General features: G+C 67.8%; 26 protein-coding genes. 14 read left to right on the top strand and 12 right to left on the bottom strand.

Features of this window, described 5'->3' with window-relative positions; genetic code table 11:
• Window positions 1-19 precede the first annotated feature (19 nt).
• A complete protein-coding gene (locus DZC73_RS06430; protein WP_124539321.1) occupies window positions 20-967 on the bottom strand; it encodes a tetratricopeptide repeat protein in 948 nt (315 codons plus the stop codon).
• A 116-nt stretch (window positions 968-1,083) separates the two neighbouring features.
• Here DZC73_RS06430 and purE point away from each other — a divergent pair, with 116 nt between their 5' ends.
• The 6 genes from purE to DZC73_RS06400 all read left to right on the top strand — a co-directional run bounded on the left by purE (window position 1,084) and on the right by DZC73_RS06400 (window position 6,772).
• Entirely contained in the window at window positions 1,084-1,548 is a 465-nt protein-coding gene (gene purE / locus DZC73_RS06425) for a 5-(carboxyamino)imidazole ribonucleotide mutase (RefSeq protein ID WP_124539541.1), read from the top strand.
• 32 nt (window positions 1,549-1,580) lie between these two features.
• Window positions 1,581-2,738: a 5-(carboxyamino)imidazole ribonucleotide synthase gene (locus DZC73_RS06420; RefSeq protein WP_124539320.1), complete on the top strand. Its 1,158-nt coding sequence runs from the start codon at window positions 1,581-1,583 to the stop codon at window positions 2,736-2,738.
• A gap of 28 nt (window positions 2,739-2,766) precedes the next feature.
• Window positions 2,767-3,750 (top strand): L-threonylcarbamoyladenylate synthase, encoded by a 984-nt coding sequence (locus DZC73_RS06415; RefSeq protein ID WP_124539319.1) that lies wholly within the window; start codon window positions 2,767-2,769, stop codon window positions 3,748-3,750.
• Between the two features lie 34 nt (window positions 3,751-3,784).
• Entirely contained in the window at window positions 3,785-4,783 is a 999-nt protein-coding gene (locus DZC73_RS06410; RefSeq protein ID WP_235835028.1) for an SGNH/GDSL hydrolase family protein, read from the top strand.
• Window positions 4,784-4,924: 141 nt separating this feature from the next.
• Complete coding sequence (locus tag DZC73_RS06405; protein ID WP_124539317.1) at window positions 4,925-6,106, top strand: SGNH/GDSL hydrolase family protein; 1,182 nt, start codon at window positions 4,925-4,927, stop codon at window positions 6,104-6,106.
• Between the two features lie 24 nt (window positions 6,107-6,130).
• Window positions 6,131-6,772, top strand: a complete 642-nt coding sequence (locus tag DZC73_RS06400; protein WP_124539316.1) for an OmpW/AlkL family protein — start codon at window positions 6,131-6,133, stop codon at window positions 6,770-6,772.
• Between the two features lie 75 nt (window positions 6,773-6,847).
• Here the strand turns inward: DZC73_RS06400 and DZC73_RS06395 are convergent, their stop codons facing one another.
• Window positions 6,848-8,359, bottom strand: coding sequence for a carbohydrate-binding protein (locus DZC73_RS06395; protein WP_124539315.1), 1,512 nt, complete (start codon window positions 8,357-8,359; stop codon window positions 6,848-6,850).
• A gap of 220 nt (window positions 8,360-8,579) precedes the next feature.
• Window positions 8,580-10,025: a D-alanyl-D-alanine carboxypeptidase/D-alanyl-D-alanine endopeptidase gene (gene dacB / locus DZC73_RS06390; RefSeq protein ID WP_235835008.1), complete on the bottom strand. Its 1,446-nt coding sequence runs from the start codon at window positions 10,023-10,025 to the stop codon at window positions 8,580-8,582.
• Window positions 10,026-10,091: 66 nt separating this feature from the next.
• On the opposite strand from dacB, the gene tsaB reads away from it, so the two are divergent.
• From tsaB to DZC73_RS06370, 4 genes are read left to right on the top strand one after another with little or no spacing between them, the layout of a single operon-like run.
• Complete coding sequence (gene tsaB, locus DZC73_RS06385; protein WP_124539313.1) at window positions 10,092-10,811, top strand: tRNA (adenosine(37)-N6)-threonylcarbamoyltransferase complex dimerization subunit type 1 TsaB; 720 nt, start codon at window positions 10,092-10,094, stop codon at window positions 10,809-10,811.
• Window positions 10,808-11,296, top strand: a complete 489-nt coding sequence (gene rimI / locus DZC73_RS06380; RefSeq protein WP_124539312.1) for a ribosomal protein S18-alanine N-acetyltransferase — start codon at window positions 10,808-10,810, stop codon at window positions 11,294-11,296. The genes tsaB and rimI overlap by 4 nt, the downstream gene beginning before the upstream one ends.
• Window positions 11,283-12,125 carry a uracil-DNA glycosylase gene (locus DZC73_RS06375; RefSeq protein WP_124539311.1) on the top strand — a complete coding sequence of 281 codons (843 nt, stop codon included), beginning with the start codon at window positions 11,283-11,285 and terminating at the stop codon, window positions 12,123-12,125. The genes rimI and DZC73_RS06375 overlap by 14 nt, the downstream gene beginning before the upstream one ends.
• 13 nt (window positions 12,126-12,138) lie before the next feature.
• The gene (locus DZC73_RS06370) at window positions 12,139-14,223 is read left to right on the top strand and encodes a putative bifunctional diguanylate cyclase/phosphodiesterase (protein ID WP_124539310.1); all 2,085 of its coding nucleotides are present in this window, start codon (window positions 12,139-12,141) and stop codon (window positions 14,221-14,223) included.
• 4 nt (window positions 14,224-14,227) lie between these two features.
• On the opposite strand, the gene glmU is transcribed toward DZC73_RS06370, so the two are convergent.
• Window positions 14,228-15,604, bottom strand: a complete 1,377-nt coding sequence (gene glmU, locus DZC73_RS06365; RefSeq protein WP_124539309.1) for a bifunctional UDP-N-acetylglucosamine diphosphorylase/glucosamine-1-phosphate N-acetyltransferase GlmU — start codon at window positions 15,602-15,604, stop codon at window positions 14,228-14,230.
• Between glmU and DZC73_RS06360 the strand changes: the two genes are divergently transcribed.
• A complete protein-coding gene (locus DZC73_RS06360) occupies window positions 15,603-16,469 on the top strand; it encodes a DUF6279 family lipoprotein (protein WP_124539308.1) in 867 nt (288 codons plus the stop codon). The genes glmU and DZC73_RS06360 overlap by 2 nt on opposite strands.
• A 21-nt stretch (window positions 16,470-16,490) precedes the next feature.
• Here the strand turns inward: DZC73_RS06360 and DZC73_RS06355 are convergent, their stop codons facing one another.
• The 4 genes from DZC73_RS06355 to DZC73_RS06340 are packed head-to-tail and all read right to left on the bottom strand — an operon-like array spanning window position 16,491 to window position 19,241.
• Window positions 16,491-17,093 carry a DUF4136 domain-containing protein gene (locus DZC73_RS06355; RefSeq protein ID WP_124539307.1) on the bottom strand — a complete coding sequence of 201 codons (603 nt, stop codon included), beginning with the start codon at window positions 17,091-17,093 and terminating at the stop codon, window positions 16,491-16,493.
• A 39-nt stretch (window positions 17,094-17,132) separates the two neighbouring features.
• On the bottom strand, window positions 17,133-18,038 hold the full coding sequence (gene ttcA, locus DZC73_RS06350) for a tRNA 2-thiocytidine(32) synthetase TtcA (protein WP_124539306.1): 906 nt from the start codon (window positions 18,036-18,038) through the stop codon (window positions 17,133-17,135).
• A 14-nt stretch (window positions 18,039-18,052) separates the two neighbouring features.
• The gene (locus DZC73_RS06345; protein ID WP_124539305.1) at window positions 18,053-18,466 is read right to left on the bottom strand and encodes a dihydroneopterin aldolase; all 414 of its coding nucleotides are present in this window, start codon (window positions 18,464-18,466) and stop codon (window positions 18,053-18,055) included.
• 1 nt (window position 18,467) lies between these two features.
• Window positions 18,468-19,241: an SDR family oxidoreductase gene (locus tag DZC73_RS06340; protein WP_124539304.1), complete on the bottom strand. Its 774-nt coding sequence runs from the start codon at window positions 19,239-19,241 to the stop codon at window positions 18,468-18,470.
• Window positions 19,242-19,259: 18 nt separating this feature from the next.
• Between DZC73_RS06340 and DZC73_RS06335 the strand changes: the two genes are divergently transcribed.
• Complete coding sequence (locus DZC73_RS06335) at window positions 19,260-20,369, top strand: class I SAM-dependent methyltransferase (protein WP_124539303.1); 1,110 nt, start codon at window positions 19,260-19,262, stop codon at window positions 20,367-20,369.
• Complete coding sequence (locus DZC73_RS06330; RefSeq protein WP_124539302.1) at window positions 20,366-20,560, top strand: DUF2905 domain-containing protein; 195 nt, start codon at window positions 20,366-20,368, stop codon at window positions 20,558-20,560. The genes DZC73_RS06335 and DZC73_RS06330 overlap by 4 nt, the downstream gene beginning before the upstream one ends.
• A 3-nt stretch (window positions 20,561-20,563) precedes the next feature.
• Here the strand turns inward: DZC73_RS06330 and DZC73_RS06325 are convergent, their stop codons facing one another.
• From DZC73_RS06325 to DZC73_RS06310, 4 genes are all read right to left on the bottom strand, one after another.
• On the bottom strand, window positions 20,564-21,787 hold the full coding sequence (locus DZC73_RS06325; RefSeq protein WP_124539301.1) for a multifunctional CCA addition/repair protein: 1,224 nt from the start codon (window positions 21,785-21,787) through the stop codon (window positions 20,564-20,566).
• A 50-nt stretch (window positions 21,788-21,837) separates the two neighbouring features.
• Window positions 21,838-22,521, bottom strand: coding sequence for a glutathione S-transferase family protein (locus DZC73_RS06320; RefSeq protein WP_124539300.1), 684 nt, complete (start codon window positions 22,519-22,521; stop codon window positions 21,838-21,840).
• Window positions 22,522-22,646: 125 nt separating this feature from the next.
• Window positions 22,647-23,603, bottom strand: coding sequence for a complex I NDUFA9 subunit family protein (locus tag DZC73_RS06315; RefSeq protein ID WP_124539299.1), 957 nt, complete (start codon window positions 23,601-23,603; stop codon window positions 22,647-22,649).
• 15 nt (window positions 23,604-23,618) lie between these two features.
• On the bottom strand, window positions 23,619-25,616 hold the full coding sequence (locus tag DZC73_RS06310) for a lytic transglycosylase domain-containing protein (RefSeq protein ID WP_235835007.1): 1,998 nt from the start codon (window positions 25,614-25,616) through the stop codon (window positions 23,619-23,621).
• Between the two features lie 72 nt (window positions 25,617-25,688).
• Here DZC73_RS06310 and DZC73_RS06305 point away from each other — a divergent pair, with 72 nt between their 5' ends.
• On the top strand, window positions 25,689-26,273 hold the full coding sequence (locus tag DZC73_RS06305) for a 5-formyltetrahydrofolate cyclo-ligase (protein WP_161974479.1): 585 nt from the start codon (window positions 25,689-25,691) through the stop codon (window positions 26,271-26,273).
• Window positions 26,274-26,275 lie beyond the last annotated feature (2 nt).

Below are 26,275 nucleotides of genomic sequence, written 5' to 3'. Positions count from 1 at the left end.
CGCGGCCCTGCTGCGACCATCAGAACAAGGCCATGCTCAGCTTGCGCCGGTACTGATCCACCACCGGATCGGCCGGCGCGGTGGTGACGCGGCTGGCCACTTCCAGCGTGCCTTGCGGTGTGGCCGCCTCGGCCTTCTTGGCCGGCGCGGGCTTGGTCATCAGCTCGAGGATGGCCACGTAGTTCTTGCGCGGCAGTTCCTCGTTCCAGGCCTTGTCGCGCATGATGATTTCCAGCAGTTCGTCCAGCGCCTGCGTGAAGCGCTGCGCGGCGAAGTGCAGCTGGGCCAGTTCCAGGCGCGCCGCGAAGTCGCGCTTGTTGGCGGCGATGGCCTGCTCCAGCGCCTGCGGCGATCGCGCCTGGCGCGCGACCTTGCAGGCGTCGATCCACAGGCCGCAGGCGGTCAGGCGCGCATCGGGAATGACCTTCCCGGCGACCGGCTCGTAGGCGCGGATGGCGTCGTCCACGCGGCCGGCCGTCAGCAGTGCGCGCAGGTAGTCGTAGCGCGCCGCGTCGTTGCCGGGGTTGATGGCCACGGCTTCCTGCAGCCGTTCCAGCGCGCTGTCGGTGTCGCCCTCGGCCAACAGCTCGGAGGCTTCGGCCAGCTCTTCTTCCGCCGCGGTTTCTTCCGCGCTTGGCACATGCTTGTCCAGGAACTTGCGCACCTCGCCTTCGGGCAGGGCGCCCACGAAGCCGTCCACCGGCTGGCCGTCCTTGAACAGCACGCAGAACGGGATGCTGCGCACGCCGAACATCTGCGACAGCTGGCCGGCGATTTCCTGCTGCTCGTCGGAATTGAGCTTGGCCAGCCTGAAGCGGCCGGCGTAGGCGACCTCCAGCTTTTCCAGCACCGGGCCGAGCGCCTTGCAGGGCCCGCACCAGGGGGCCCAGATGTCCAGCAGCACGGGTTGCTGCATCGACGATTGGATGAGCTCGGTCTGGAAGTTCTGCAGCGAGATGTCGATCATGGTTGAGGCAGGAGTCGGGCAGGCGCGGAAGGTGATGGCGCGCCGCCTACAATTCAAGGTTCATCAGTACCTGGAGCGGCCCTGTGAGCAGCGCCCCTGTGGTCGTGGGTGTGGTGATGGGTTCCAGCAGCGACTGGGAAACCCTGCGCACCGCGACCGAGATTCTCGCCGAGTTCAATGTCCCTTTCGAAGCACGTGTCGTGTCGGCACACCGCATGCCCGATGACATGTTTGCCTACGCCGAGAGCGCAGCCTCGCGCGGGCTGAAGGCCATCATCGCCGGCGCCGGCGGCGCCGCCCACCTGCCGGGCATGCTGGCGGCCAAGACCACGGTGCCCGTGCTGGGCGTGCCGGTGGCCAGCCGCCACCTGCAGGGCGTGGATTCATTGCATTCCATCGTGCAGATGCCCAAGGGCATCCCGGTGGCGACCTTCGCCATCGGCACGGCCGGGGCGGGCAACGCCGCGCTCTTCGCCGTGGCCATGCTGGCCAACGAGAATCCAGCCCTGCGCGCACAGCTCGATGCGTATCGTGCCCGCCAGACCGAGGTCGCGCGCGCCATGACCGCCGACCTGAAATGACCGCTGAATCCAAGGCTCCGGGAACGACAACCATGCAGTACATCGCTCCGGGTGCCACGCTGGGCGTGATGGGCGGCGGTCAGCTCGGCCGCATGTTCGCCCACGCCGCGCAGCAGATGGGCTACTTCACCGCGGTGCTTGATGCCGATGCGGACAGCCCGGCCGGGCTCATCGCGCACCACCACGTTCGCAGCGGCTACCTGGACGAAGCCGGCCTGGCGGAACTGGCCAGGCACAGCGCCGCCATCACCACTGAATTCGAGAATGTGCCGGCGCAGGCGCTGGCCGCGCTGGCGAAGACTCGCCCGGTCGCACCGGGCGCGGCCGCCGTCGCGGTCTGCCAGGACCGTGCCGCCGAGAAGGCGCATTTCGTTTCCTGCGGGGTGCCGTGCGCACCGCACGCGCTCATCGAGACGGCCGGGCACTTGGCGGGCATCGATGTCTCCCTGCTCCCGGGCATCTTGAAGACCGCCCGCCTGGGCTACGACGGCAAGGGCCAGGTGCGGGTGCGCACCCGCGAAGAGCTGGCCGCCGCCTGGGCCGAGCTGAAGCAAGCGCCCTGCGTGCTCGAGAAAATGCTGCCGCTGGCCTACGAGGTGAGCGTCATCGTCGCCCGCGGCCACGACGGACAGGTGGTGCACTTTCCGCTGCAGCAGAACCTGCACCGCGACGGCATCCTCGCCGTCACGCAGGTGCCGTCGCCCGACCTCACGCCGCCGGTGCAGCAGCGTGCCATCGAGGCCGCCGAGACCATCGCTTCGGCGCTCAAGTACGTGGGCGTCCTGTGCGTCGAATTCTTCGTCCTCGCCGATGGCAGCGTGGTGGCCAACGAGATGGCGCCGCGGCCCCACAACTCCGGCCACTACAGCATCGATGCCTGCGATGTCTCGCAGTTCGACCTGCAGGTGCGTGCGATGACCGGCACGCCGCTGGTGGCGCCGCGCCTGCATTCGCCGGCGGTGATGCTCAACCTGCTGGGCGACCTGTGGTTCCGCCATGGCGACACGGAAGTGGCGCCGCCCTGGGACCGCATCCTCGCGTTGCCGGGCACGCACCTGCACCTGTACGGCAAGGCCTCGGCGCGGCCTGGCCGCAAGATGGGCCACCTCACCATCACCGGCGCGATGGCGCAGCAGGCACGCGACACCGCGCTGGCCGCCTGCGACCTGCTCGGCCTGGAGCGGTTCTGAGCATCGGCGTGAAATTGGAGCAGCAGGCGTGATCCTCGATGGCCGCGATCCTTCGGTGATTGAACGCGCCGCCTTGGCGCTGGCGGCGGGCGAGTTGGTCGCCATGCCCACCGAGACGGTGTACGGCCTGGGCGCCCGGGCCGACGACGACGTGGCGGTGGGCAAGATCTTCAGCGCCAAGGGCCGGCCGGCGGACCATCCCCTCATCGTCCACGTGGCCGACGCCGACAGCGTGCGCGAGTTTGCGTCCCACGTGCCGCCGGTGGCGGTGCGCCTGGTGGCGCGATTCTGGCCGGGGCCGCTGACCATCATCGTGCCGCGCGCTGCCGGCGTGGCCACGGCGGCAGCCGGCGGGCAATACAGCATCGGGCTGCGCTGCCCGTCCCATCCGGTGGCGCATGCGCTGCTGGCGGAGGCGCGCTCGGCCGGCGTTCCGGGTGTCGCCGCGCCCAGTGCGAACCGCTTCGGGCGCATCAGTCCGACCACGGCGGCCCACGTGGCCGGCGAATTCGGCGATGAGCTGATGGTGCTCGATGGCGGCCCCTGCGACGTGGGCATCGAGTCCAGCATCGTCGACTGCACCCGCGACCATCCCGTGCTGCTGCGCCCAGGCGTCTTGACCCGGGCGGAGATCGAGGCGGCCGCTGGCGAACCGCTGCGCGACCGCGACGAGGCTGCGCCACGCGCCTCCGGCACACTGGAAGCCCACTACGCCCCCACCGCGCCGCTGCGCCTCATGCCTGCCGGGCAGCTTCAGCAAGCTTTGCAAATGCTGACCGGGTCTACCCTGAAGCTGGCGGTATATTCCAGGGTCGCGCCTTCGGGCGGGATCCAGGGCCTGCGCCACCGTGCGATGCCCGCGCGGGCTGCCGAGGCGGCCCATGAATTGTTTTCCGTGCTGCGCTCGTTCGACGACGAAGGCGCGCAGCTCATCTGGGTCGAGGAACCGCCTGCCACCCCCGAGTGGGAAGGCGTGCGGGACCGGCTTCGTCGCGCTGCGGCGTCCCGTTAATCGGCCCTCCCTTTCGGTTGCTGGAGAGTTCGTGATGTTCAAGGGTGTGGGTGTGCGTGCGGCGCTGACCGCGACGGGCGCGGTGGTGTCGGCGCTGATGCTGGCGTCATGCGGCGGCGGCCAGCAGGTGGAGCGCTTCGTGCCTACGCGGCTCATCTCGTTCGGCGATGAGAACAGCATGGTCGTGGACGTGAACAGCGACCACAACGGCGCGAAGTACACCATCAACCTGCTCAAGGACCCCACCACCACCGGTGGCGCGGCGGTGCTCGACTGCGCCAGCAACCCGGTGTGGAACCAGTACCTGGGACAGTACTACACCCTGCCGTTCCCCGAGTGCAACCCGGCCAGCGTGGCCACGAACAACCGCAACCTCTCGGCCGTCGGTGCCCTGGCATCCGGCGTGAGCGGCAGCGTGCGCGCCCAGATCGACACCTTCGTCGCGGCCGACCAGTTCACCGGCAAGACGCTGGTGACCGTGCTGGCGGGCCAGAACGACGTGCTGGCCCAGTATGCGGCCTACAAGGCGGGCACCATCGACATCACGCAGGCCCAGGCCAACGTGGAGCAGGCCGGGACCGACCTGGCGGCCCAGGTCAATCGCATCGCCGACCTGGGCGGCAAGGTGCTCGTGGCCACGATTCCCGACCAGGGCACCACGCCCTTCGGCATCGCGGAAGAGGCCGCGTTTGCCGGTCGCGCCGCCATCCTCACGATGCTGACGAGCCGCTTCAATTCCAAGATGCGCATCGGCCTCGTCAACGATGGCACCCGCATCGGCCTCGTGCTCGCTGACGAAAGCATCACCGGCACCATCAAGAGCACGACGACCACCATCACCAACGTGACCCAGGCCGCCTGCGACTCGACCAAGATCACCTCGGTGCTGCAGTGCACGGGCTCCACGCTGGTGACCGCCGCCGGCACGACCGGCGAGAACTACCTCTGGGCCGACGACCGGCACCTCAGCGGCGCCGGCCAGCGCATCGTCGGCAACCTTGCCACCACGCGCGCCACCGGCAATCCCTTCTGAACCTGACGGTTTCTTGACTTAGGCAGACCCGTCCAGGAACGAGGCGGGTTTCCCCGGCTGCGTCGGGTTTGGGACGCAACCTATAGTGAATGACCAAAAAGCGAACGACCGTTCGCTTTGTTGTTTTCACAAGGGGTATGCATGAAGAACGTGAGGTCATGGGGTGTCTCCGCGGTTGTCGCGGTATTGCTGGTCGCCTGCGGCGGCGGCGATCCCGACGTTCCAGGCACTGGCTCGCCCGCTGGTGCACCCACTACCAAGGGCACATTCACGGCTGTGGTGTCTTTCGGCGACAGCCTCAGCGACGTGGGGACGTACGCGCCCGCCACGTCCCTGGCCGGGAACGGAACTGCACCGTATTTCGGCGGCAAGTTCACGACCAACAGCGCCACCGGCACGGTGTGGGTGGAGAACCTCGCCACCTCGATGGGCATCGTCGTGACGCCGGCTGAAGTCGGCTTTGGCGCGTCGTCGGTGAAGTGCCCTGCGGCCGCCACGCCGGCGCTGGCAGGCACCTGCACGGCCTATGGCCAAGGCGGTGCGCGGGTGACCGATCCGAACGGCATCGGCCATGCCGGCGGAGCGTTGACCGTACCGGTGGTGACGCAGATCGCCAACCACCTGACGCGCTTCACGAGCTTCAAGGATTCCGACCTCATCCTGGTGTACGCCGGCAACAACGACGTCTTCACGCAGTTCGGCACCTTTGCCGCGACGGCTGCGCAAGTCCAGGCCGATGCAGCCGCGGGCAAGCTGACCGCCGACCAGGCCAACGCGGCGCTGTTCAACGCGCAGACGCTGGCCCAGGGCGAGATGAAGAAGGCGGCCCTCGAGCTGGCCGCGCTCGTGCGCACGCAGATCCTTGCCAAGGGCGGCAAGTACGTCGCGGTGATGACACTGAGCGACATCGCTGACACGCCGTTCGGCAACTCCCTTCCCGCCAGTGCGCGGCCGGTGCTGACCGACCTGTCGCGCATCTTCAACCTCTGGCTGCGTGACGCGCTGACCAACCAGCCCGTCCAGCTGATCGACACCTTCACCATCTTCAAGGACGGCTACGCCAACCCGGGCAAGTACGGCATCGTGAACAACACGGTCCCGGCCTGCGACGCGACGAAGATCAGCGCCATCACGAGCGGGGCCGTGACCGATGGCTCCTCGCTGTTCTGCAACAGCACCCCGGGAGCCCCCTACAACGGCCTGCGCACCGGCGCGGACGTCAACACCTGGCAGTTCGCCGACGGCGTGCATCCGACCACCGGTGGCCACAAGATCATCAGCGACGCCTTTGCGGCGCAGCTGCATGCCTTCGGCTGGATCTGACGCGGCGCAACAAGGAGCAATCGAATGAAAAGCAAACTCCAGACGCTGGCCGTGGCATTGGCAGCAACCTGCGGCACCGGCCTGGCCGTCGCCGACAACAACACCTTCAAGTTCGGCGTCACCGACTACACGACGCATTCGCGGACTAACGGCGTGACCGGTGTCGGCGTGCCCCCCGGCGCGGATGCCGAGACCGGCGATGCGACCACGGTCATCTTCGTGTACGAGCGGCTCATCACCCCGAACGTGGGCATCGAGCTGGTGCTGGGCATTCCGCCGAAGATCAAGGCGAAGGCCACCGGCAGCGTCGCCTTCCTGGGCGACGACGTCCTGTCGGCCCACAACCTCGCGCCAACCCTTCTGGCGAACTACCACTTTGGCCAACCCGGCGACAAGTTCCGCCCATATGTCGGCGCCGGCATCAACCACACGAAGTTCACCGGCATCGAGTCCAAGCTCGCCACCGATGTGAAGATGAGCGATTCCACCGGTTGGGTCGTGCAGGCCGGCGTGGACTACGCGCTGGACAAGCAGTGGGGCCTGTTCGCCAGCGTGGCCGCATTGAAGGTCAAGAGCAAGCTGGTCGCCTCGGGCACCACGGTGCTGCAGACCACGATCGACTTCCGGCCGATCGTGTACTCCTTCGGAGCGTCGTACAGCTTCTGACCCGCGACGAAAATCCCGGCAATGAAAAAGGCCCCGCATGCGGGGCCTTTTTCTTGGGTGCTGCGGATCAGCCGATCACAGCCCCAGCTTCGACACGAAGCGGTTCGTGAAGCCCCAGGTTCCCGCTTGGCCGTAGCTGTTGCAGGTGGCCGAGGCCGATCCCGCCGGGCAGTCCACGTCGCGGTCCAGTGACCAGAAGTGCACGCCGGCCAGTCCGTTGCCCTTCGCCCAGGCCGACAGCGTGTCGACGTCGGTGAGGGTGAACACCTCGTCTTGCGTGTCGTTGCCGCCGACCATCGGCGTCAGCTCGATCTGGCTGTACGGCACGCCATAGAAGTTGTGCAGGCTCTGGGCTGCGGCGATCGCCGACTTGCCCATGTCGCACTTGCCGTTGCTGCCGATCGTGCAGTTCGTCGCCGTCGTGCTGCCGTAGTCCATCACCATCAGGTTGATGATGTAGTTCTTCATGCCGAAGTTCTTGATCGCCGTCATCACGTTGGCACCGGCGCTGCCCAGGCTGTTGGCCGCGTTGCCGCCCAGCGTGGCGATGGTGAAGCTGAAGCGCAGCTTCGGATACTTCGACTGTGCCGCCATCGAGCGCTGCACCAGGTTGTTGATCACATCCTGCGACTGGCCACCCTCGATGTCGAAATCGACGCCGATCATGTTGGCCGAGTTGTAGGTGTTGATGAACTTGGTGAAGTTCGGGTCGCTGCCGCAGGTGAAGGTACCCGCCGCACCACCGGTGGAGATGATGTAGGTCTTGCCCGCATCAATGAAGCGCTGGACGTTGGCCGCGGCCAGCGCCGCAGGCTGCACGCCGGCCCACGTCTCGCTGCCGCACTCGCCGCTGGCGAAGGCCCAGGTCACGGTCTTGGCGCGTGCAGGCATCACGCTCACGGCCGGCTGGCGGGAACCCGTCACCATCGTGCTCATCACGTTGGTGTTCCAGTCCATGTTGATGGTGACGTCCTTGTACGGACCGAAGACGAAGCCGCTCGGCGCGGGGGCGGGCGCCGGTGCCGGAGCAGGCGCGGGAGCCGGTGCAGGCGCCGGGGCGGGAGCGGGGGCCGGCGCGCAGGTGTTGACCTGGGTCCACGGCTGGCCGCTGCCGCTGGGGCCATTGTTGGTCGCCGGGTTCTGGCCCTGCGTCCACCAGTTGGCCTTGTAGTTCACGCCGTTGACGCTGGCTTGCTGGCCTTGGGTGTAGGCGGTGGAGGCGTTCCAGGCCGGCTGGCAGCCCGGGGCGGGTGCCGGGGCAGGGGCGGGAGCCGGTGCGGGCGACGGGGCGGGTGCGGGGGCCGGGCTCGGAGCCGGCGCGGGGGCAGGTGACGGGGCCGAATCAGGTCCGAGGTCTTTCCACAGGCTGGTGGTGGTCGGGTTCCAGCCGGTGCTCGAGTAGTCGGTCTGGTCCACCAGGGCCTGGTAATCGCGGCCGTTGTAGTAGACCTTGGTGCCGGCAGCGTAGAAGGTGTCGGGCTTCCAGGCGGGGTAGTTGGCGGCGTAGATGGAGGTCGCGGCCAGCGCGGCGGTCAATGCGGACAGCACCCGCAGCGTCTGCAGGCGGGTCGAAGCGGTTGTCGTCATGTCGTTGCTCCAGTGGATATGAATGGCGGACAGCCTCTTCCGGGCCGCCCGTGACACAAGCGCCGACACAATTTCCCTGCCTCTCTGAGAGCGTTTTCACACCCTTCCCGCGCCTGCGCGACAAATCGTATTGGTATGCAATTTGTCCGCAATAAGTAAATACCAGTTGAGTACCATTCATTCGCGGGGGTATCCCGCGTAAGTGCGGTCTCGAAAGGTATCAATCGGCTGTCGGCGGTGCGGATTTGGCGTCCGCGGCGGTCCACTGGAGCAGGGCTTCGATGGCCGGCCGACCCCCTTGTGCATTGGGGTGATTGACCATCGCGACGAACACGTAGCGCCTGCCGCTGGCGGCGAGCACGTAGCCCGCCATGCCCACCACGTCGCGCAGCGAGCCGGTCTTCAGGTGTGCGCGGCCGGTCTGCGTCTGCACGCGGCGCAGGGTGCCATCCAGGCCCACCACGGGCAGCGAGCTTGCGAGCTCGGGCATGGACGGCCCCGACCAGGCGGATTGCAGCAGCCGTGCCAGCAAATCGGCGCTCACGCGCGTCTCGCGCGACAGGCCCGAGCCGTTGTCGATCACCAGTCCCTTGGTGGCCGTGCCGAAGCGGGTCTTCGCCCACTGGCCCAGCACGTCGCGCGCATTCTCGGGGGTGCCCAGGCCGCGCTGCGTCAGCGCCAGCGTGAGGAACAGCTGCTGCGCCATCGTGTTGTTGCTGTACTTGTTGATGTCGCGGATGACCTCCGCCAGCGCGGGCGACTGCACGGTGAAGGTCGGCAGCGTCGTGGGCGCGATGCCGTCCTTCACGCTGCCGGTGAGCACGCCGCCCATCTCGCGCCACATGCCGGCCAGCAGGCGCTCGTTGTAGCTCTTGGGGTCGGCATAGGCGATGGGCCAGTTCAGTTCGCCGCACACCACCGGGTAGTTGCCGGTGAAGTGGATGCGGGCCGGGTCCTGCAGCTCGGCCTTGAGCCCGGCGCGCCAGTCAGCGCAGGGGCCGCTGGTCAGCGGCACGGTGGTGTCGACGCGCACGCCATTCAGCGGTGCGTCGGCGCTCACGATGGCCACGCCGCGCGGGATGTCGGGCGTGAACGTGAGGATGACCGAGCGCTGGCTGAACAGCAGCGCATCGGGCTGCACGTTCTGCGGCTTGCTGGCCTCGCCGTCGAAGTCGCCGGGGTTTTGCTCGCCCGCCTTGAAGGCGCTGCGGTCCAGCACGATGTCGCCGCGGATCTCGTGCACGCCCAGTTGCTGCACGCGCCGCAGCAACAGCCAGGTGCGCTCCATCACCAGCTTCGGATCGCCCGACCCCTTGATGACGAGGTTGCCTTCCAGCACGCCCTGCGGCCCTGGGTTGTTCACTGTGCCCTGCAGCCAGACCGGCGTGAGCCAGAGGTAGGCCGGCCCCAGCGTTTCCAGTGCCGCTTCGGTGGTCAGCAGCTTCATGAGCGATGCAGGATTCATCGGCTTGTCGGGCTGCCACGACAGGCGCACCGCGGGCTTGCCGACCTCCTGCACCACCGCGACCATCGCATCGCGCGGCAGCTTGGCGCGATCCAGTGCGGCCTCCACTTCGGTGGGCAGGCCGCGGGCCTGGGCGCAGGCGCCGGCGAGCAGCAGTGCAAGGGCGGGAACGAGAGCGAATCGTTGTGTGATGGAAGGCATCTTTCGATGATCGCATGGCATGCCTGCGCGGCCCGAAGACCGGGTGCGGTGACCTAAACTCGACGGATGACGACGCTGTTGGCCTTCGATACCGCGACCGAGCGCATGAGCATCGCGCTGGCGCACCAGGGACGGACCTGGGTGCGCGAATCGGCCGGTGGTGCGCAGGCTTCGGCGCTGCTGATCCCTGGCATCATGGGCGTGCTCGATGAAGCCGGGGTGGAGCTCGCACAGGTCGATGCCATCGCCTTCGGCCGCGGGCCGGGCGCCTTCACCGGGCTGCGCACCGCCTGCTCGGTGGCGCAGGGCCTGGCCTTCGGTGCGAACAAGCCGGTGCTGCCGGTGGACACACTGCTGGCCGTGGCGGAAGACGCGCGGCAGGGCGAAGCGCCGCAACGCATCTGGGTGGCGATGGATGCGCGCATGAATGAGATCTACGCGGCGCACTACCTTTATGAAAATGGACACTGGAGCACACTGGTGGCGCCGTGTCTCATCGACGTGGCCATGCTGAACGAGCACTGGGCCGCGGAGGCACCGCAGGCCGTGGCCGGCTCGGCGCTCACGGCCTTCGCCGGCCTGCAGACCGGCCAGGCGCGGCTCGCGCCCGATGCATCGCCCCATGCCCGCGCCATGCTGCCGCTGGCCTTGACGATGTGGAACGATGGTGCCGCCGTCGATGCAGCACTCGCCATTCCGCTGTACGTGCGCGACAAGGTGGCGCAGACGACCGCTGAACGCGAGGCGGCGAGGCTGGCGAAGGAAAGCGCGGAGGTTTCCCGATGAGCGCCTTGGTGCGTGACGACTTCCTGCCGCAGCGCATGATGGTGAGCGACCTCGACGAAGTCGCCGCCATCGAGTGCGCCGCCTACGACTTTCCCTGGACCCGCGGCAACTTCATCGATTCGCTGGCCGCCGGCTACCACGCCCGGGTGCTGCGTGCGCCCGAGGGCGAACTCATCGCTTACTTCGTCGCCATGAAGGGCGTGGACGAGATGCACCTGCTGAACATCACCGTGGCGCCGCTCGAGCAGGGCAAGGGCTTCGGACGGCGCATGCTCGACGAGGTGGCCAGCCTATCGCGCCTGCACGGGGCCGACCGCCTGTGGCTGGAGGTCCGCCTGAGCAACCAGCGCGCGCGCGACCTCTACCTGCAATACGGATTCCGCCACATCGGCGTGCGCAAGGGCTACTACCCCGCATTGCACGGCAAGCGCGAGGATGCCAACGTCATGAGCCTGGAACTGGGGAGGCTGCATGCCGTGGAGTGAGCGACAGATCGCGATGTTGGGTGAAATGGGTCTGCGGCTTCCGCCGCAGACCCATTTCGTCGAACAGGATCGCTCCCCCCTGCCCCCCTCCGCGAGGGGGGAGGGCGAGGCCGTGGCCTCGCCAGACGCCGGCGGCGTGGCGCCGGTGCGTGCTGCACCCATCGCCGTTCGGGCTGAGCTGGTCGAAGCCTCGAACCCGATCGTCACACCCACCCCTGTCGTCGCCCGCGGCAACCGCCCCACTGGCATCGACACCATGGACTGGCCCGCGCTGCGCGAGGCGGTGGTCGCCTGCACCGCCTGCAAACTGTGCGAGACCCGCCGGCAGACGGTCTTCGGCGTCGGCAACCAGCAGTCGCATTGGATGGTGGTGGGCGAGGCGCCGGGCGAGCAGGAGGACATCCAGGGCGAGCCCTTCGTCGGCAAGTCCGGGCAGTTGCTGGACAACATGCTCAAGGCGCTGGGCCTGGGCCGCAAGGACGCGACCCCGCCCGATCCGTCGCGGCAGGTGTACATCGCCAACACGCTGAAGTGCCGGCCGCCGGGCAACCGCAATCCGCAGCCGGAGGAGCTCGCGCAGTGCGAGCACTTCCTCATCCGGCAGATCGAGCTGGTGAAGCCGCGCATCATCCTCGCGATGGGGCGCTTCGCGGTGCAGAGCCTGCTGCGCAGCACCGAACCCATCGGCCGGCTGCGCGGACGCGTCCACAGGTACCAAGGGGTACCACTGATCGTCACCTACCACCCGGCCTACCTGCTGCGCAACCTTGAAGACAAGGCGCGGGCCTGGGACGACCTGTGCCTCGCCGCTGAGACGGCCTCCGGCTGAACCGGCGAACACGATGAACGCCCCCGAGCCCGTCCCCGGCGATGCCTCGGCAAGCAATGCGCTGCTGCGGCTGATCTCCGACAACGTGCCGGCGGCCATCGCCTACTACGACGCCAGCACCTGGCAGTGCCTGTTCGCCAACAACCGCTACGCGCAGACCTTCGGCTGGACCACGGAGAACATCGTCGGCCACACCTTCGCCGACGTGATCGGCGAGGCGGCGGCACGACAGATCGACCCGCAGGTGCAGCAGGTGCTCAAGCAGCGTGCCAGCGTCACCTACGAGCGCCAGCTGGACGCGGCCGACGGCATGCACCGGCTGGAGGTGAACCTGTTGCCGCACCTGGGCGAGCAAGGCGAGGTCATCGGCTGCTTCGTGCTCATCTCGGACATCACCAAGTTCCGCCGCACCGAGGCCGCCCTGCGCGAGTCGGAGGAGCGGCTGGCCAAGTTCATGCAGGCCAGCTGCGAAGGCATCGTCTTCCACAAGGACGGATTCATCACCGACGCGAACCCGCCCGCGCTGTCTCTCGTGGGCTACGAATTGCACGAGCTGCTGGGCCGCAAGACGCTGGAGTTCATCGCGCCCGACCACGTGGCCAAGGTGGCCTCGGTCATCGCCTCGGGGCAGGAGACGGCCTACGAGAGCGTGCTCATCAACAAGCACGGGCAGCGGCTGCCGGTGGAATTCATCGTGCGCACGATGATGCACCACGGCGAACGCGTGCGCATGACCATCATCCGCGACCTGCGTGACCGGCATGCGGCGCAGGCGCGCATCCACCACCTCGCGCACCACGACACGCTCACCGGCCTGCCCAACCGCAGCGCCTTCATGGAGTACCTGGAGCACCTGCTCGTGGCCGCGCGCGACGGCGGGAGCCAGCTCGCAGTGCTGTTCATCGACCTGGACCACTTCAAGCGCGTCAACGACTCGCTGGGCCACCTGGTGGGCGACACGCTGCTGCGCACCGCCGCCTCGCGCATCACCGGCAACCTGCGCACCACCGACGTGGTGTCGCGTTTCGGTGGCGACGAATTCATGGTGCTGCTCACCCACGTGGCACACCGCAACGACGTGACCGAGGTGGCGCAGAAACTGCTGCTGGCGATCGAGGCGCCACTGCATGCAGAAGGGCGGCCGTTGTCGGTGACCGCGTCCGTGGGCATCGCGATGTTCCCGAACGACGGGCTCACGGCCGAGGAACTCATCAAGCACGCGGACACCGCGATGTACCTGGCCAAGGCGCGTGGCCGTGCGCAGTTCCGCTTCTTCGATCCGGCGATGGCGAGTTCCGCCTACGCCGCGATGGTGATGGAAGGCGAACTGGGCCAGGGCCTGGAGCGCGGCGAGTTCGAGTTGTATTTCCAGCCGCAGGTGAGCGCGCGGGACGGTTCGGTGGTGGGTGCGGAGGCGCTCATCCGTTGGCACCACCCGGCGCGCGGCCTGCTGCTGCCCGGCGAGTTCATTCCCGTGGCCGAGCAGCAGCGGCTCATGCTGGCCATCGGCCAGTGGGTGCTGCGCGAAGCGGCACGCTGCGCGGCGCGCTGGCATGCGATGGGCCTGAATGTCGCACCCATCGCGGTGAACCTGTCGAGCATGCAGTTCCAGGCACCGTTCTTCGCCGAGACGGTGGCGCAGGTGCTGCGCGAGGAGGGCGTGGACGGCCGGCTCATCGAGCTGGAACTCACCGAGCGCATGCTGATGGACGACCTGCCCGAGGTCAGCGGCAAGCTGAAGCAGTTGTCTGCGCTGGGCATCCGGGTGTCGGTGGACGACTTCGGCACGGGCTACTCGTCGCTGGGCCACCTGAAGGAGCTGCCCATCGACAAGATGAAGATCGATGCGTCCTTCGTGAAGGACCTGCCCGGCGACCGCGGATCCACCGCCATCACGCGGGCCATCATCCAGATGGCCAGCAGCCTGGGTATCACGGCGATCGCGGAAGGCGTGGAAACGGAGTCGCAGCGCTCGTTCCTGGCGCTGAATGGCTGCGATGAGCTGCAGGGCGACCTGATCAGCAAGCCGCTGAGTGTGAAGGACTTCGAGGTTTGGGTGCGCGACCGCCGGGCCGCGCCCCATCTGCTGAACGCCTGACGAACTACTTCTTCGCCTTGACCGGCCGCTTCCAATTGGCGAGCGAGACCTGCTTCGCTCGCGCCACCGTGAGCTGCCCGGGCGGCGTGTCCTTGGCGATGGTCGAGCCGCCGCCGATGGTGCCACCGTCGCCCAGCGTTACCGGCGCCACCAGCACGCAGTTGCTGCCCACGTGCACGTCGTTGCCGATGACGGTGCGGTGCTTGTTCGCGCCGTCGTAGTTGGCGGTGATGCTGCCCGCGCCGTAGTTGACGCGCTCGCCGACTGTCGCATCGCCCAGGTAGGCGAGGTGGTTGGCCTTGGCGCCCTTGGCGAGCGTCGAGTTCTTCACCTCGACGAAGTTGCCGATGTGCACCTCTTCGCCGAGTTCGGCACCCGGGCGCAGCCGCGCGAACGGGCCGATCAGCGAACCCGCGCCGACCTTCACGCCCAGCTTCTCGCCGTCGATGTGGGTGTACGGATGGATCACCGCATTCGCACCGATGACCGCATTGCGGATACAGCAGTTCGCGCCGATGCGCACGCCCTCGGCCAGCTCCACGTGGCCTTCGAAGATGCAGTTCACGTCGATCTCCACCTCCGCGCCGCACACCAGCGCGCCGCGCACATCGAAGCGTGCCGGGTCGGCCAGGCGCACACCGGCTTCCATCAGCGCCTCGGCCCGGCGGCGCTGGTAGCGGCGTTCCAGGTCGGCCAGTTGGGACGGGCTGTTCACGCCCAGGATCTCGGTGTCGCTGCCCGGCTGTGCCGTCACCACCGGCACGCCGTCGGCCACGGCCAGGGCGACCACGTCGGTGAGGTAGTACTCGCCTTGGGCGTTGTTGTTCTTCAGCTGGGACACCCAGCGCTTCATGAGCTTCGTGGGCCCGGCCATCACGCCGGTGTTGATCTCGCGGATCTGCCGCTGCTCGGGGGTTGCATCCTTCTGCTCGACGATACCGATGACCTGGCCGTTCTCGCGCACCATGCGGCCGTAGCCGGTGGGGTCGGCGAGGTCGATGGTCAGCACCGCCAGCTTGTCGCCGCCGCTGGCCGCCAGCAGCGTGCGCAGCGTCCTGGCCTCGATGAGCGGCACGTCGCCGTACAGCACGAGGGTGGTGCCTTCGTCATGCAGGTGCGGCACCGCCTGCTGCAGGGCGTGGCCCGTGCCCAGCTGGGGCATCTGCCGTGCGAAGTGCAGACCGGGCGCGCCGATTGCTGCTTCCACTTCGTCGGCGCCATGGCCGGTGATCGTCACAATGCGGTCGGCGCCCAGCGACGAGGCCGTGTCGATCACGTGCTGCACCAGGCTTCGCCCGGCGAGCGCGTGCAGCACTTTCGGCTTGGCCGACTTCATGCGGGTGCCCTTGCCCGCGGCCATGATCACGATGTCCAACGCCATGAAAAAGTCCTTAGTCAGAATCGCGATTATCGGCGCCCTGACCCTGGTCCTGGCCGCCTGCACCGCCGTGCGCTTCGGCTACAACCAGGGCCCGCAGCTGGCCTTCTGGTGGCTGGACCGGTACATCGACTTCGACGATGCGCAAGAGGTGAAGGCACGCGAGGCGATCGGCGAGTGGTTCCGCTGGCACCGCGCCACCCAGCTGCCGGACTACGCGGCCCTGCTGGCCAAGGCCCAGGCGGAGGTGGCCGAACCTCTCACCGGTGCGCAGATCTGCCAGTGGACCGAGGCCATCCAGCAGCGCATGGACACTGCCTTCGAACATGCGCTGCCCGCGCTGGCGGACTCGGTGCGCGCGCTCACGCCGCAGCAGCTGGAGCACCTGAAGCACAAGTACGAGAAGAACCTGAAGGAGTACCGCAGCGACTTCCTGCAGGATGACGCGGACGATCGCCGCAAGGCGCAGATCAAGCGGGTGGCCGAGCGGGTCGACATGGTCTATGGCCGTGTCACCGATGCACAGAAGGCGCGCATTGCGCAGCTCACGGACGAGTCACCGCTGGACCCGCAGGGCTGGTACGTGGAGCGCAAGAAGCGGCAGGACGAGGCGCTGGATGCGATGCGCAGGCTCAGCGCGCAGCAGGCGTCGCTGGATGACGCGAAGGGCGTGGTTCGTGGCCTGTACAAGGACATGCTCCAGTCCCCGCGCCCGGCCTACCGTGCGTACCAGCAGCGGCTCATCCAATACAACTGTGAGTTCGCGGCGCAGGTCCACAACCTCGCCACGCCCGAGCAGCGCGCGCACGCGGTCAAGCGCTTCAAGGGCTGGGAGGAGGACGCGAGGGTGCTGGCGAGCCAGCGCTGACTCGCCAGGTTCAGGTGCGGTTCAGGACGCGCCGATCTGCGTCACCACGCGGCGCGGATTCGGTCCACCGGCCGGGAAGTCCTTCAGCCCGGCCTGGAACATCGCGCCGAGCAGCGAGTTGATCGACGACGAATACCCGTCGTTCGTCACGCGCACTTCATACAGCGCCTGCCCCGACTTGCGGTCGCGGATCAGCATCGCCACCTCGCGCTCATAGCTGGCCGGCTCGTAGCCGAAGCCGCTGTAGAAGCCGGGCCGGTAGAAGCCCGGGCGGCCGTAGAAGCGGTGGGTGTAGAGACCGCCGTGCCACCAGAAGGGGTTGTCGAAAGGCGAGGGCTCGTTCGGGCTCACCCGTGCGCCCAGGTTCACGCTCACGTCGGCCGTCTTCGGGTCGGTGGCCAGCTGGAATCCGGCGCTTTCCATGGCGCGGTGGGCGGCGTCTTCGAGCAACTGCATCTGCTGCGGGTTCTGCTCCTGCGAGGGCAGCCGCTCGAAGGTGTAGGTGCTGGGCTTGCGGTCGGCCGGCCACTGGCTGAACGTGGACACGTCGCTGCTCAGATCGCGCAGGCCGCTGCAGGCGGTGAGCGCAGCGGCGGTGATCAGGATACTCAGGGCTCGTTGCATGATGTCTCTCCTGTCATTCGACGGCCGGGACGAAGGCTTTCAGTCGTCGCGGTGCAGCTTGATGGCCGTGCTGGACGGCGTGGGCCCGCAGTCGTCGTCATCGTCGAACGCGCGGTCTCCCTCGGGGTTGACCACCCCAGTGGTTTTGAGCGTGGTGAAGGGGTACAGGTTCCGGTCCATCATGTGGCTGGGAACGATGTTGCCCATGGCGGTGAACAGGTTGTCGATGCGCCCGGGGAACTGCTTGTCCCACTCGCGCAGCATCTTCTTGATCTGCACCCGCTGCAGGTTCGCCTGGCTGCCGCACAGCGTGCACGGAATGATCGGGAACTGCCGGTGCGCTGCCCAGCGCTCGATGTCGGTCTCGGCCACGTAGGCCAGCGGGCGGATGACGATGTTCTTGCCATCGTCACTCACGAGCTTGGGCGGCATGCCCTTCATGCGGCTGCCGAAGAACATGTTCATGAACAGCGTCTGGATCATGTCGTCGCGGTGGTGCCCCAGGGCCACCTTGGTCGCACCCAGCTCGCCTGCCACCCGGTACAGGATGCCCCGGCGCAGGCGCGAGCACAGGCTGCACATCGTCTTGCCCTCGGGAATGAGTCGCTTGACGATGGAGTAGGTGTCCTGGTTCTCGATATGGAAGGGTACGTGCAGGCTCTTCAAATATTCCGGCAGCACGTGCTCGGGGAATCCCGGCTGCTTCTGGTCCAGGTTGACCGCGACGATGTCGAAATTGATGGGTGCGCGCTGGCGCAGGTTGATGAGGATGTCCAGCAGCGTGTAGCTGTCCTTGCCGCCGGACACGCACACCATCACCTTGTCGCCGTCCTCGATCATGTTGAAGTCAGTGACCGCCTGCCCGACCAGGCGGTGCAGCCGCTTGGACAGCTTGTTGATCTCGTGCGCGGCGCGCTTGTCTTCCTGGTCGAGTACGGCACTCATGTCTTCAACTTTCTTTACTTCTTGGCTTCGGCCGAGGTTTGCGAAATACCGAAGACTTCGCAGCCAACTGCCTCGCAGTCGGGGTACACATCGGGCTTCTCGGTGGACACACGCGCTGCCCTGACCCGCGGGTGGGCCAGCATCAGTGCGAGGATGTCGTCACACAGCGTTTCCTGCAAGTGGATGTGCCCCTGCTTCACGCGCATCGCGATGGTGCGGCGGATGAAGTCATAGTCCACCACCTCGTCCAGGTCGTCTTCCTTGGGCGTGGACAGCGACAGCGGGATGTACAGGTCCACGTTGATCAGCACCCGTTGCTCGCCCTTCTTCTCGAAGTCGTGCACGCCGATGTTGATCCAGACCTCGTAGTCGCGCAGGAACAGCCGGCGGCAGTCCATCAGGCTCGGGTGGTGCAGCAGGCTGTGCATGTCAGTGTTCCTTGGCAGGGTTGGCGATGAACAGCACGTCGCGCGATTGCGCCTGCAGGTGCTGGCCGCCATCGACCATCAGCGTGGTGCCGGTGATGGCCGGGGATTCGATGAGAAAACGCACCGCGCGGGCGATGTCCGACGGCGTGGACGAGCGCTGCAGCGGGGTGAGCGTGCGGGCCTGGGCGAACTCGCCCTCGGTCATGGGACCGGAGACCAGGGTGATGCCTGGCGCCACGCCGCAGACGCGGACCTTGGGCGCCAGGGCCTGGGCCAGCATGACGGTCGCGGATTGCAGGGCCGCCTTGGAGAGCGTGTAGGAGAAGTAGTCCGGGTTGGGGTTCCAGAGCTTCTGGTCGATCAGGTTCACCACGCAGCCGGTCGTGCCCCCGGCGAGCTGGTCGTGCAGCGCCTGGGAGAGGATCACGGCTGGAGCGACGTTCGCGCGCCAGTGGCGGTCCATGGTTTCGAAGCCGAAGCTGGCCGGCTTGTCGTATTCGAAGATGGAGGCGTTGTTGACGACGCCGTCGAGGCGGCCGAAGCGCTGGACGACCGCGGGCACCAGGGCGCGGCAGGCGGATTCGTCGGAAAGATCGGCCTGGAAGGTCTCGGCGCGGGTCCCTTTGCGGCGCAGCTCATCGGCCGTGGCTTCCGCCTCCTCGCGCGAGCCGCGGTAGTGAACGCCAACGTCGAAGCCGCCCGCCAGCTCCAGCGCGATCTCGCGCCCCAGCCGCCTGGCGGCGCCGGTGACGAGGATGACGGGGCGGGAAGCCATGGTTTCTACAATCCGGCGATGCAATCCAAGGAACCCTCCAGTGTATCGGGCGCCCTCGCGTCGCTGATTCGCCGCGCGATCGTCCGGGACGGCGGATGGTTGCCCTTTGACCGCTTCATGGCCATGGCCTTGTACGCGCCGGGGCTGGGCTACTACTCGCGTGGCGACCGGCAGTTCGGCAGCCTGCCCTCGTCCGGCAGCGATTTCGTGACGGCGCCGCAGTTGTCGCCCTTCTTCGGCCGCGCGTTGGCGCAGCAGGTGGCGCAGGCGCTGGTAGGTTCCTCCAGCGACGAGGTGTTCGAGTTCGGCGCCGGCACGGGGGCCTTGGCCCTGCAACTGCTGCAGGCGCTGGGCGACCGCGTGCGGCAGTACAGCATCGTCGACTTGTCAGGGACCTTGCGTGAGAAGCAGCGCCAGACCCTGGGCGCGCTGGCGTCGAAGGTACGCTGGCTCGATGCGCTGCCCGAGCGCATGAGCGGCGTGGTCATCGGCAACGAGGTGCTGGACGCCATGCCGGTGCAGTTGCTTCACTTCGACGGCCGCACCTGGTTCGAGCGCGGTGTGTCGCTGGACGGCGAGCGTTTCGCGTGGGCCGACCAGATCACCGACCTGCGTCCGCCGGTGGACAGCCCGTTCGTGCCCGGCACCACCACCGAGATCCATCCGCAGGCCAAGGCGTACATCGCCACGCTGGCCGAGCGGCTGGAGCGCGGTGCAGCCTTCTTCATCGACTACGGATTCCCCGAGGCCGAGTACTACCTGGCCCAGCGCACGGGCGGCACCTTGATGTGCCACCGGGCCCACAAGGCAGACACCGATCCGCTGTCCGATGTCGGCGACAAGGACATCACCGCCCACGTCGACTTCACCGGCATCGCCATGGCCGCGCAGGATGCCGGCCTCGACGTGCTGGGCTACGCCACGCAGGCGCGCTTCCTGATGAACTGCGGCATCCTGCAGATGCTGCAAGGCGAGGGCGTGGCGGCCGTCGCCAACGCGCAGAAGCTGCTCAACGAGCACGAGATGGGCGAGCTGTTCAAGGTGATCGGCTTCGCAAGGAACTGCGACGCCGCGTTCACCACCAACCCCGTCGGCTTCACGAGCGGCGACCGGACGCACACGCTGTGATCCGCTGGCTCATCGTCATGTGCGTGGCCTTGCTGATCTTCAGCGGGCTGCGCACCTGGCTGGAGAAGATCGGGCTGGGCCGTCTGCCGCTGGACTTGCGCTTCCGGCTGTTCGGCCGCGAGGTGTTCCTGCCCATCGGCAGCTGCGTGCTGATGAGCTTCTTCGCGATGCTGCTGGCGAAGGTGTTGTAGGCCTCAGCCCAGCCCGTCCGCGATGGCCTTGGCCCGAGCCTGGTAGATCGCCTGTCCGATCGCGGGGCCGGCCAATCCCTTCTGGGTGGCTGCGGCGGAGATGGTCCGCGTGTCCACCGCGAGCGCGAGGTCCAGCGCCTTCTGCAGCCTCGGACGCTGTGGATACGGATCGTCCTCCATGCCCAGCCGTCCGCGCGCATCGCATTCGCAGGCCAGCAGCATCTGCGAAAAGCGCGCCGGCCGGCGGATTGCATCGCAGCGCTCGATGAGCCGCATGATGGCCGCGGCGTTCAGCTCGCCGCTGCGGTGCACGTTGCCGTGCTCGCGCGCCACCACCTCGGCCAGCTCGCGGCATTCCACCGGCACCTTCCAGCGCTCGCACACCTCGAGCACCAGGTCCACGCTGCGTTCCTCGTGCTTGATGTGCCGCGGTAGCACGTCCTCGGGGGTGGTGCCCTTGCCCAGGTCGTGGCCCAGGCAGGCGAAACGCACGGGCAGCGGCGCGTCCAGCTTCGCGCTCATGTCCAGCACCATCATCAGGTGCACGCCGGTGTCCACCTCGGGATGATGCTGCGGCGGCTGCGGCACGCCCCACAGGCGGTCCACCTCGGGCAGCAGCCGGGCGAGCGCGCCGCATTGGCGCAGCACCTCGAACATCTTCGAGGGATGCTTCTCCATCAGCCCGCGCGACACCTCCTGCCACACGCGCTCGGCCACCAGCGCATCGACTTCGCCGGCAGCCACCATCTGCTTCATCAGCTCGACCGTTTCGGGCGCGACGCTGAAGTCGCCATAGCGTGCCGCGAAGCGTGCCAGCCGCAGGATGCGCACCGGGTCTTCGGCGAAGGCGGGCGACACGTGGCGCAGCACGCGCGCTTCGAGGTCCTTCTGCCCGCCATGCGGGTCCACCAGCACGCCGTTCTCATCGCGCGCCATGGCATTGATGGTGAGGTCGCGCCGGGCGAGATCGTCTTCCAGCGTGACGCCGGGGTCCGCATGGAACGCGAAGCCGTGGTAGCCCGGCGCCGTCTTGCGCTCGGTGCGCGCCAGGGCGTATTCCTCCTTCGTCTGCGGATGCAGGAAGACCGGAAAGTCCTTGCCCACGGGCAGGAAGCCCTGGTCGATCATCTGCTGCGGCGTCGCGCCCACGACCACCCAGTCGTGGTCGTGCACGGGCCGCCCCAGCAGTTCATCGCGGACTGCGCCGCCGACGACGAAGCTCTTCATCTTGCGTGAAACGTGAAGGGTGAAACGTGCGAATGGTCGCACGTCACGCCTCAGCCCGCGCGGGAGGTGCGGTAGGGCTCGTCCTCGGCAATGAAGTCGTGCTCTGCCTTCGCGTCGCGGATCCAGGACTGCATCGCCGGCAGGGCGTGGATGCGGTCCACGTAGGCGGCGATGCGCTGTGGCACCGGCAGCGCATAGGTGGCAATGCGCGAGCACACCGGCGCGTAGTAGGCGTCGGCGATGGAGAAGCTGCCGAACAGGAAGGGTCCGCCGTGTTCGTCGAACTGCTTCTCCCACATCTGCACGATGCGCTTGAAGTCGCGAGCCGCGTCGGGCTGCTCGGCCAGCACGCGTTGGCCGATCTCCGGCAGGTGTGCTTCGATGTTCATGCCGAAGTGGTTGCGCAAGGCGCCGAAGCCCGCATGCATCTCCGCACACAGGCTGCGCGCACGGGCACGGGCCAGGGGCTGCACCGGCCACAGGTTCTTGCTCGGGTACTTCTCGGCCAGGTATTCGGCGATGGCCAGCGTGTCCCACACCGCGAAGCCTTCGTCGACCAGCACCGGCACGCGTCCGGACGGTGCGATCTTGGCCAGCGTCTTCTTGAAATCCGACTCATCGGTGAAGGACAGGCGCAGCTTGATCTCCTCGAACTGGATGCCCGACTGCGTCATCAGGAGCCAGGGGCGAAGCGACCAGGACGAATAATTCTTGTTGCCGATGTAGAGCTGCATGGTGGTTCCTCGGTGTCTTGTCGTGTTGTGGAAAGAGCCGCCATGCTAGGTCGCGCGAGGGGCTTGGCGGATGACGAATGTTCATCGGTTTCATGCCGATGGCGCATCCGCCCGCTCTGCGGAGATCAGCGCCGCCCGGCCTGCGTCCGCCATGGGTCGAGCCGTGCGGGCCCATCGGTGCCGGCCAGCAGGCCGGGCATCACGCTGTCCACCGACCGGGGACGGATGCCGAAATTCGTCAGGCCGGGCAGCGTTCCGCTGGCCACGTTGTCGATCTTCATCGCGTCGACGTTGTCACGCGACATGAGCGGCGCGCCGGGCAGCAGTTCCAGCAGGGCGGCCTGCAGCCGGCCGACGGCATGCGGCAGCCCGATGATGGGCCGCGGGTGCCCCGACCACAGGCCCGCCATGGCGACCAGCTGGCGCAGCGTGTAGACCTGCGGCCCGGTGCATTCGATGGTCTGGCCGATGGTGGTGCGGTTGTCCAGCGACTGGACGATCAGCTGCGCCACGTCCTCCACCCACACTGGTTGGAACTTCGCGTTCGCGCCGGCCAGCGGCATCACCGGGAAGATGCGCTGCAGCCGGGCGAACAGGTTCAGGAAGTGGTCGTGCTCGCCGAAGATGACCGAGGGGCGCGCGATGGTGAGGTCCAGCGGCGCCTGCTTCAGCGCCGCTTCGCCCGCGGCCTTGGTGCGTTGGTACAGGGCCGGCGAGTTCTCGCCCGCGCCCAGGGCGCTCACATGAATCATCCGCTTCACGCCACAAGCCGCGCAGGCATCCGCCAGGCGTTTCGGGAACTCGACGTGCGCCCGCTGGAATTCGGCCGGCCGGCCATGCAAGATGGCGATGAGCTGGATCACCGCATCCTTGCCGCGCAGCAGCCGGCGCAGCGTGGCGTCGTCGTGCACGTCGGCGCGCACGATCTCCACCGTCGGCAGCGCCTGCAGGCTGCCCACCCGTCCCGGGAAACGCGTGGGCACCACGATGCGCCCGCCCGCCCCGCCGGAGCGCGTCACGAGCTTGTCGCAGACGCTGTTGCCCACGAAACCGGTACCGCCCAGGACGAGGATGTTGTTCATGTGATCGAGGTCAGGTCAAGGCAGGTCTTTCTCGGGTTCCGGCGCGTTCGCGTCGCGCGGGCCCACCACCCGGCCCAGCCGCGTGCGCAGCACCGGGGCTTCGCCGTTGAGCAGCGCAGCGTAGATGGTGGCGTTGGACATCACCTTTTTCACGTAATCACGCGTCTCGGGAAAGGGGATGTTCTCCGCCCAGGCCGAGGTGTCGAGCACCGGGCCTTCGCGCCAGCGGCGCGGGCGGCCGGGCCCGGCGTTGTAGGCCGCGGCGGCCAGCGGCTGCGAGCCCTCGAAGGCATCGAGCACGTGGCGCAGGTAGCCGGTGCCCAGGCGCAGGTTGGTGCCGGGGTCGTTGATGAGTTCAGGCCGGTATTCGACGCCGTACTTGCGCGCCGTCCATTTCGCGGTCGCGGGCATGAGCTGCATCAGCCCCGAGGCACCGACGTGCGAGCGCAGCGTCGCCATGAAGCGCGTCTCCTGGCGGATCAGGCCCATCACGTAGGCCGGGTCCAGGCCCAGTTCCTTGGCGCGGGCCACGATGTCGTCGCGGTAGGGCGTCGGGTAGCGCTGCGCGACGTCGATTTCGGCCTTGGTGCGCTCGCTGGTGTTGATGCACAGCTGCCAGTCCTGCGCGTCGCAGGCCACTTGCGCAGCGGCCAGCAACTGGCGGTCGCTCATGCCGCGCAGGGTGTAGTTCCACTCGCGGCGGCCTTCGTCGCGCAGGCCCAGGGCCGCGAGCTGCAGGCCGCGGGCCAGGCCGGGCGTGGCGGTCGCGGCTGCACGCTCTTCCGCGGTCAGCGGCTGCGGCGCGGCGGGCAGGGCAAACGGCTGGCCGATGGCTTCGGAGGCCAGCGCGCCGTAGAAGCTCAGCTGTCCGGCGATGGAGGCGAACATCTGCCGCGACTGGTCGCGCATCGCGTCGCCGGACTGCGAGTTGCGGGCCAGCGACTGCAGGCCGCGCGCCTTCCAGTAGATCCACGACGGGTCGCGCTGCTCCTCGGGACTCATGGCATCGATGGCCTGCACCACCTGCTGCCAGCGGCCCTTGCCGTCGTTGGCACGCAAGGCGGCACGTGCCTTCCAGGCCATGGTGTCGTCGGGCCAGTCGAGTTCGCGGTTCTTGTCCTTGGCGAAGACGAGTTGGGCGTGCTGGTAGTGGTCGGCGGCTTCGGGCAGCAGCTTCATCGCCGACTGCTTGGCCACGCTCGCCCAGGCCCAGGAGGCGAGATCCGGAGGCAGGGTCCGCTCCCAGCGGTCGGTGAGGGCGCCGGCAGCGGCGTCGGGATCATTGGACGCCATGCGCATGAGCGCGAGCGTGGCGATCTCGGCATTCGCGCGGCCGCCCGCGGCGCTGGCCTTGCGGGTGATGAACTTGGCGGGGCTGTCCGACAGGTCCTGCACCAGGCTGGCGGTGGGAATGCTGATGAGCGCTGCGGCTTGCCTGGCCACGCGCACGCGGCCGGCTTCCATCGCCAGCCGTGTCTTGCGCCACACGTCGGCGGAGTCGAACAGCTTGGCATCGATGAGCGTGGCCGCCAGCAGGTTGCAGCCGTCGTCGGCCTCGCGCTGCGCGAACCAGGCGGCGCGGGCGGCATCGGCCACCTCCTTGCCGGCGAGGTGATTGGTCAGCAGCGCATAGCAGGTGACCTCACGGTCGTCGTTCATGCGGAACTTGGGGAAGTCCGCCGCGAAGTTGGTCCAGTCGCGGCGGTGGCCCAGCTCCAGCAGCCAGTCGTTGCGCAGCCGGTCCTCGACGTAGGTGTTCTTCCAGCGGGCGTAGAAGCCGTCGACCTCGGCCTGCGTGGCCTCGCTCAGCCGGTTGCTCAGCTCCCAGTAGTCGGCCCACATCGCCAGCGGATGCTGGCTGGAGATCGCCGCAGCGCGCGCCGCTGCCAGGCGGTTGCGGTCCTTCTTGCGGAAGGCCTCGCGCGCATCGGCGACAGGGTCGGGCGTGGATTGCGCATGGGCCGGCATGCAGGGCGCCATGGCCCCCACGCTCACGAGCACGCTGCTTGCCAAGGCCGCGAGCCTGCCGCGGGCACGCCCATATACTGAACTGCAGGTCTTCAACTGCTATGCCTTCCTGAGATTGTGGCCAGCCATCCCGACGAATCCGCCGCGCCGCCGCGCAAAGCCCTGCGCGACCGGCTGCATCAGACCCGCGACCGATTCGTCGCGGCATCCGGCACCGAGGCATCGCCCGCATTGGCCGCTCACCTGAGCGACGTGCTGGCCGAACTGATGCCCGAGTGCCTGGGGTTGTACTGGCCGCTTCGATCCGAATTTAACGCAGCGGTTGCATGCCTCGAAGACAGAAATCTCGATGACCTTGCGCTGGCTCTACCCTTCGCCACGAAATCGCCGGTGCGAATGCACTTTCGCGCATGGGATCGGCACACGCCTGAAGCGAAGGACGAGTGCGGGATTCCCTCGCCGCAGGGCAAGCCGGCCGAGCCGGATGTGGTGCTCGTGCCTTGCCTGGGTTTCACGCGAACGGGCTTCCGCCTCGGTTACGGCGGCGGCTACTACGACCGCTGGCTGGCCGAGCATCCGCACGTCACGGCGGTGGGCCTGGCGTGGGCTTGCTGCGAGATCGACGAAGCCGAACTCGGGCCGCAGGCGCATGACCATCCGCTGATGCTGGTGGTGACCGAGCAGGGCGTGATCGGCGGCTGAGC

The sequence above is a fragment of the Rhizobacter terrae genome (assembly GCF_003852895.1).
Taxonomy (GTDB): domain Bacteria; phylum Pseudomonadota; class Gammaproteobacteria; order Burkholderiales; family Burkholderiaceae_C; genus Albitalea; species Albitalea terrae.
This window is presented reverse-complemented; position numbering and strand designations above follow the sequence as displayed.

Bases quoted from the DNA above. Each gene is read 5' to 3' on its own strand.
- DZC73_RS06340 (WP_124539304.1), bottom strand. From the start codon at position 19,241: ATGGCTTCCCGCCCCGTCATCCTCGTCACCGGCGCCGCCAGGCGGCTG.
- DZC73_RS06345 (WP_124539305.1), bottom strand. From the start codon at position 18,466: ATGCACAGCCTGCTGCACCACCCGAGCCTGATGGACTGCCGCCGGCTG.
- ttcA (WP_124539306.1), bottom strand. From the start codon at position 18,038: ATGAGTGCCGTACTCGACCAGGAAGACAAGCGCGCCGCGCACGAGATC.
- DZC73_RS06325 (WP_124539301.1), bottom strand. From the start codon at position 21,787: ATGAAGAGCTTCGTCGTCGGCGGCGCAGTCCGCGATGAACTGCTGGGG.
- DZC73_RS06420 (WP_124539320.1), top strand. From the start codon at position 1,581: ATGCAGTACATCGCTCCGGGTGCCACGCTGGGCGTGATGGGCGGCGGT.
- DZC73_RS06360 (WP_124539308.1), top strand. From the start codon at position 15,603: ATGAAAAAGTCCTTAGTCAGAATCGCGATTATCGGCGCCCTGACCCTG.
- DZC73_RS06410 (WP_235835028.1), top strand. From the start codon at position 3,785: ATGTTCAAGGGTGTGGGTGTGCGTGCGGCGCTGACCGCGACGGGCGCG.
- DZC73_RS06430 (WP_124539321.1), bottom strand. From the start codon at position 967: ATGATCGACATCTCGCTGCAGAACTTCCAGACCGAGCTCATCCAATCG.
- DZC73_RS06395 (WP_124539315.1), bottom strand. From the start codon at position 8,359: ATGACGACAACCGCTTCGACCCGCCTGCAGACGCTGCGGGTGCTGTCC.
- dacB (WP_235835008.1), bottom strand. From the start codon at position 10,025: ATGCCTTCCATCACACAACGATTCGCTCTCGTTCCCGCCCTTGCACTG.
- DZC73_RS06370 (WP_124539310.1), top strand. From the start codon at position 12,139: ATGAACGCCCCCGAGCCCGTCCCCGGCGATGCCTCGGCAAGCAATGCG.
- DZC73_RS06355 (WP_124539307.1), bottom strand. From the start codon at position 17,093: ATGCAACGAGCCCTGAGTATCCTGATCACCGCCGCTGCGCTCACCGCC.
- DZC73_RS06315 (WP_124539299.1), bottom strand. From the start codon at position 23,603: ATGAACAACATCCTCGTCCTGGGCGGTACCGGTTTCGTGGGCAACAGC.
- DZC73_RS06400 (WP_124539316.1), top strand. From the start codon at position 6,131: ATGAAAAGCAAACTCCAGACGCTGGCCGTGGCATTGGCAGCAACCTGC.
- DZC73_RS06320 (WP_124539300.1), bottom strand. From the start codon at position 22,521: ATGCAGCTCTACATCGGCAACAAGAATTATTCGTCCTGGTCGCTTCGC.
- tsaB (WP_124539313.1), top strand. From the start codon at position 10,092: ATGACGACGCTGTTGGCCTTCGATACCGCGACCGAGCGCATGAGCATC.
- DZC73_RS06335 (WP_124539303.1), top strand. From the start codon at position 19,260: ATGCAATCCAAGGAACCCTCCAGTGTATCGGGCGCCCTCGCGTCGCTG.
- purE (WP_124539541.1), top strand. From the start codon at position 1,084: ATGGGTTCCAGCAGCGACTGGGAAACCCTGCGCACCGCGACCGAGATT.
- DZC73_RS06405 (WP_124539317.1), top strand. From the start codon at position 4,925: ATGAAGAACGTGAGGTCATGGGGTGTCTCCGCGGTTGTCGCGGTATTG.
- rimI (WP_124539312.1), top strand. From the start codon at position 10,808: ATGAGCGCCTTGGTGCGTGACGACTTCCTGCCGCAGCGCATGATGGTG.
- DZC73_RS06375 (WP_124539311.1), top strand. From the start codon at position 11,283: ATGCCGTGGAGTGAGCGACAGATCGCGATGTTGGGTGAAATGGGTCTG.
- glmU (WP_124539309.1), bottom strand. From the start codon at position 15,604: ATGGCGTTGGACATCGTGATCATGGCCGCGGGCAAGGGCACCCGCATG.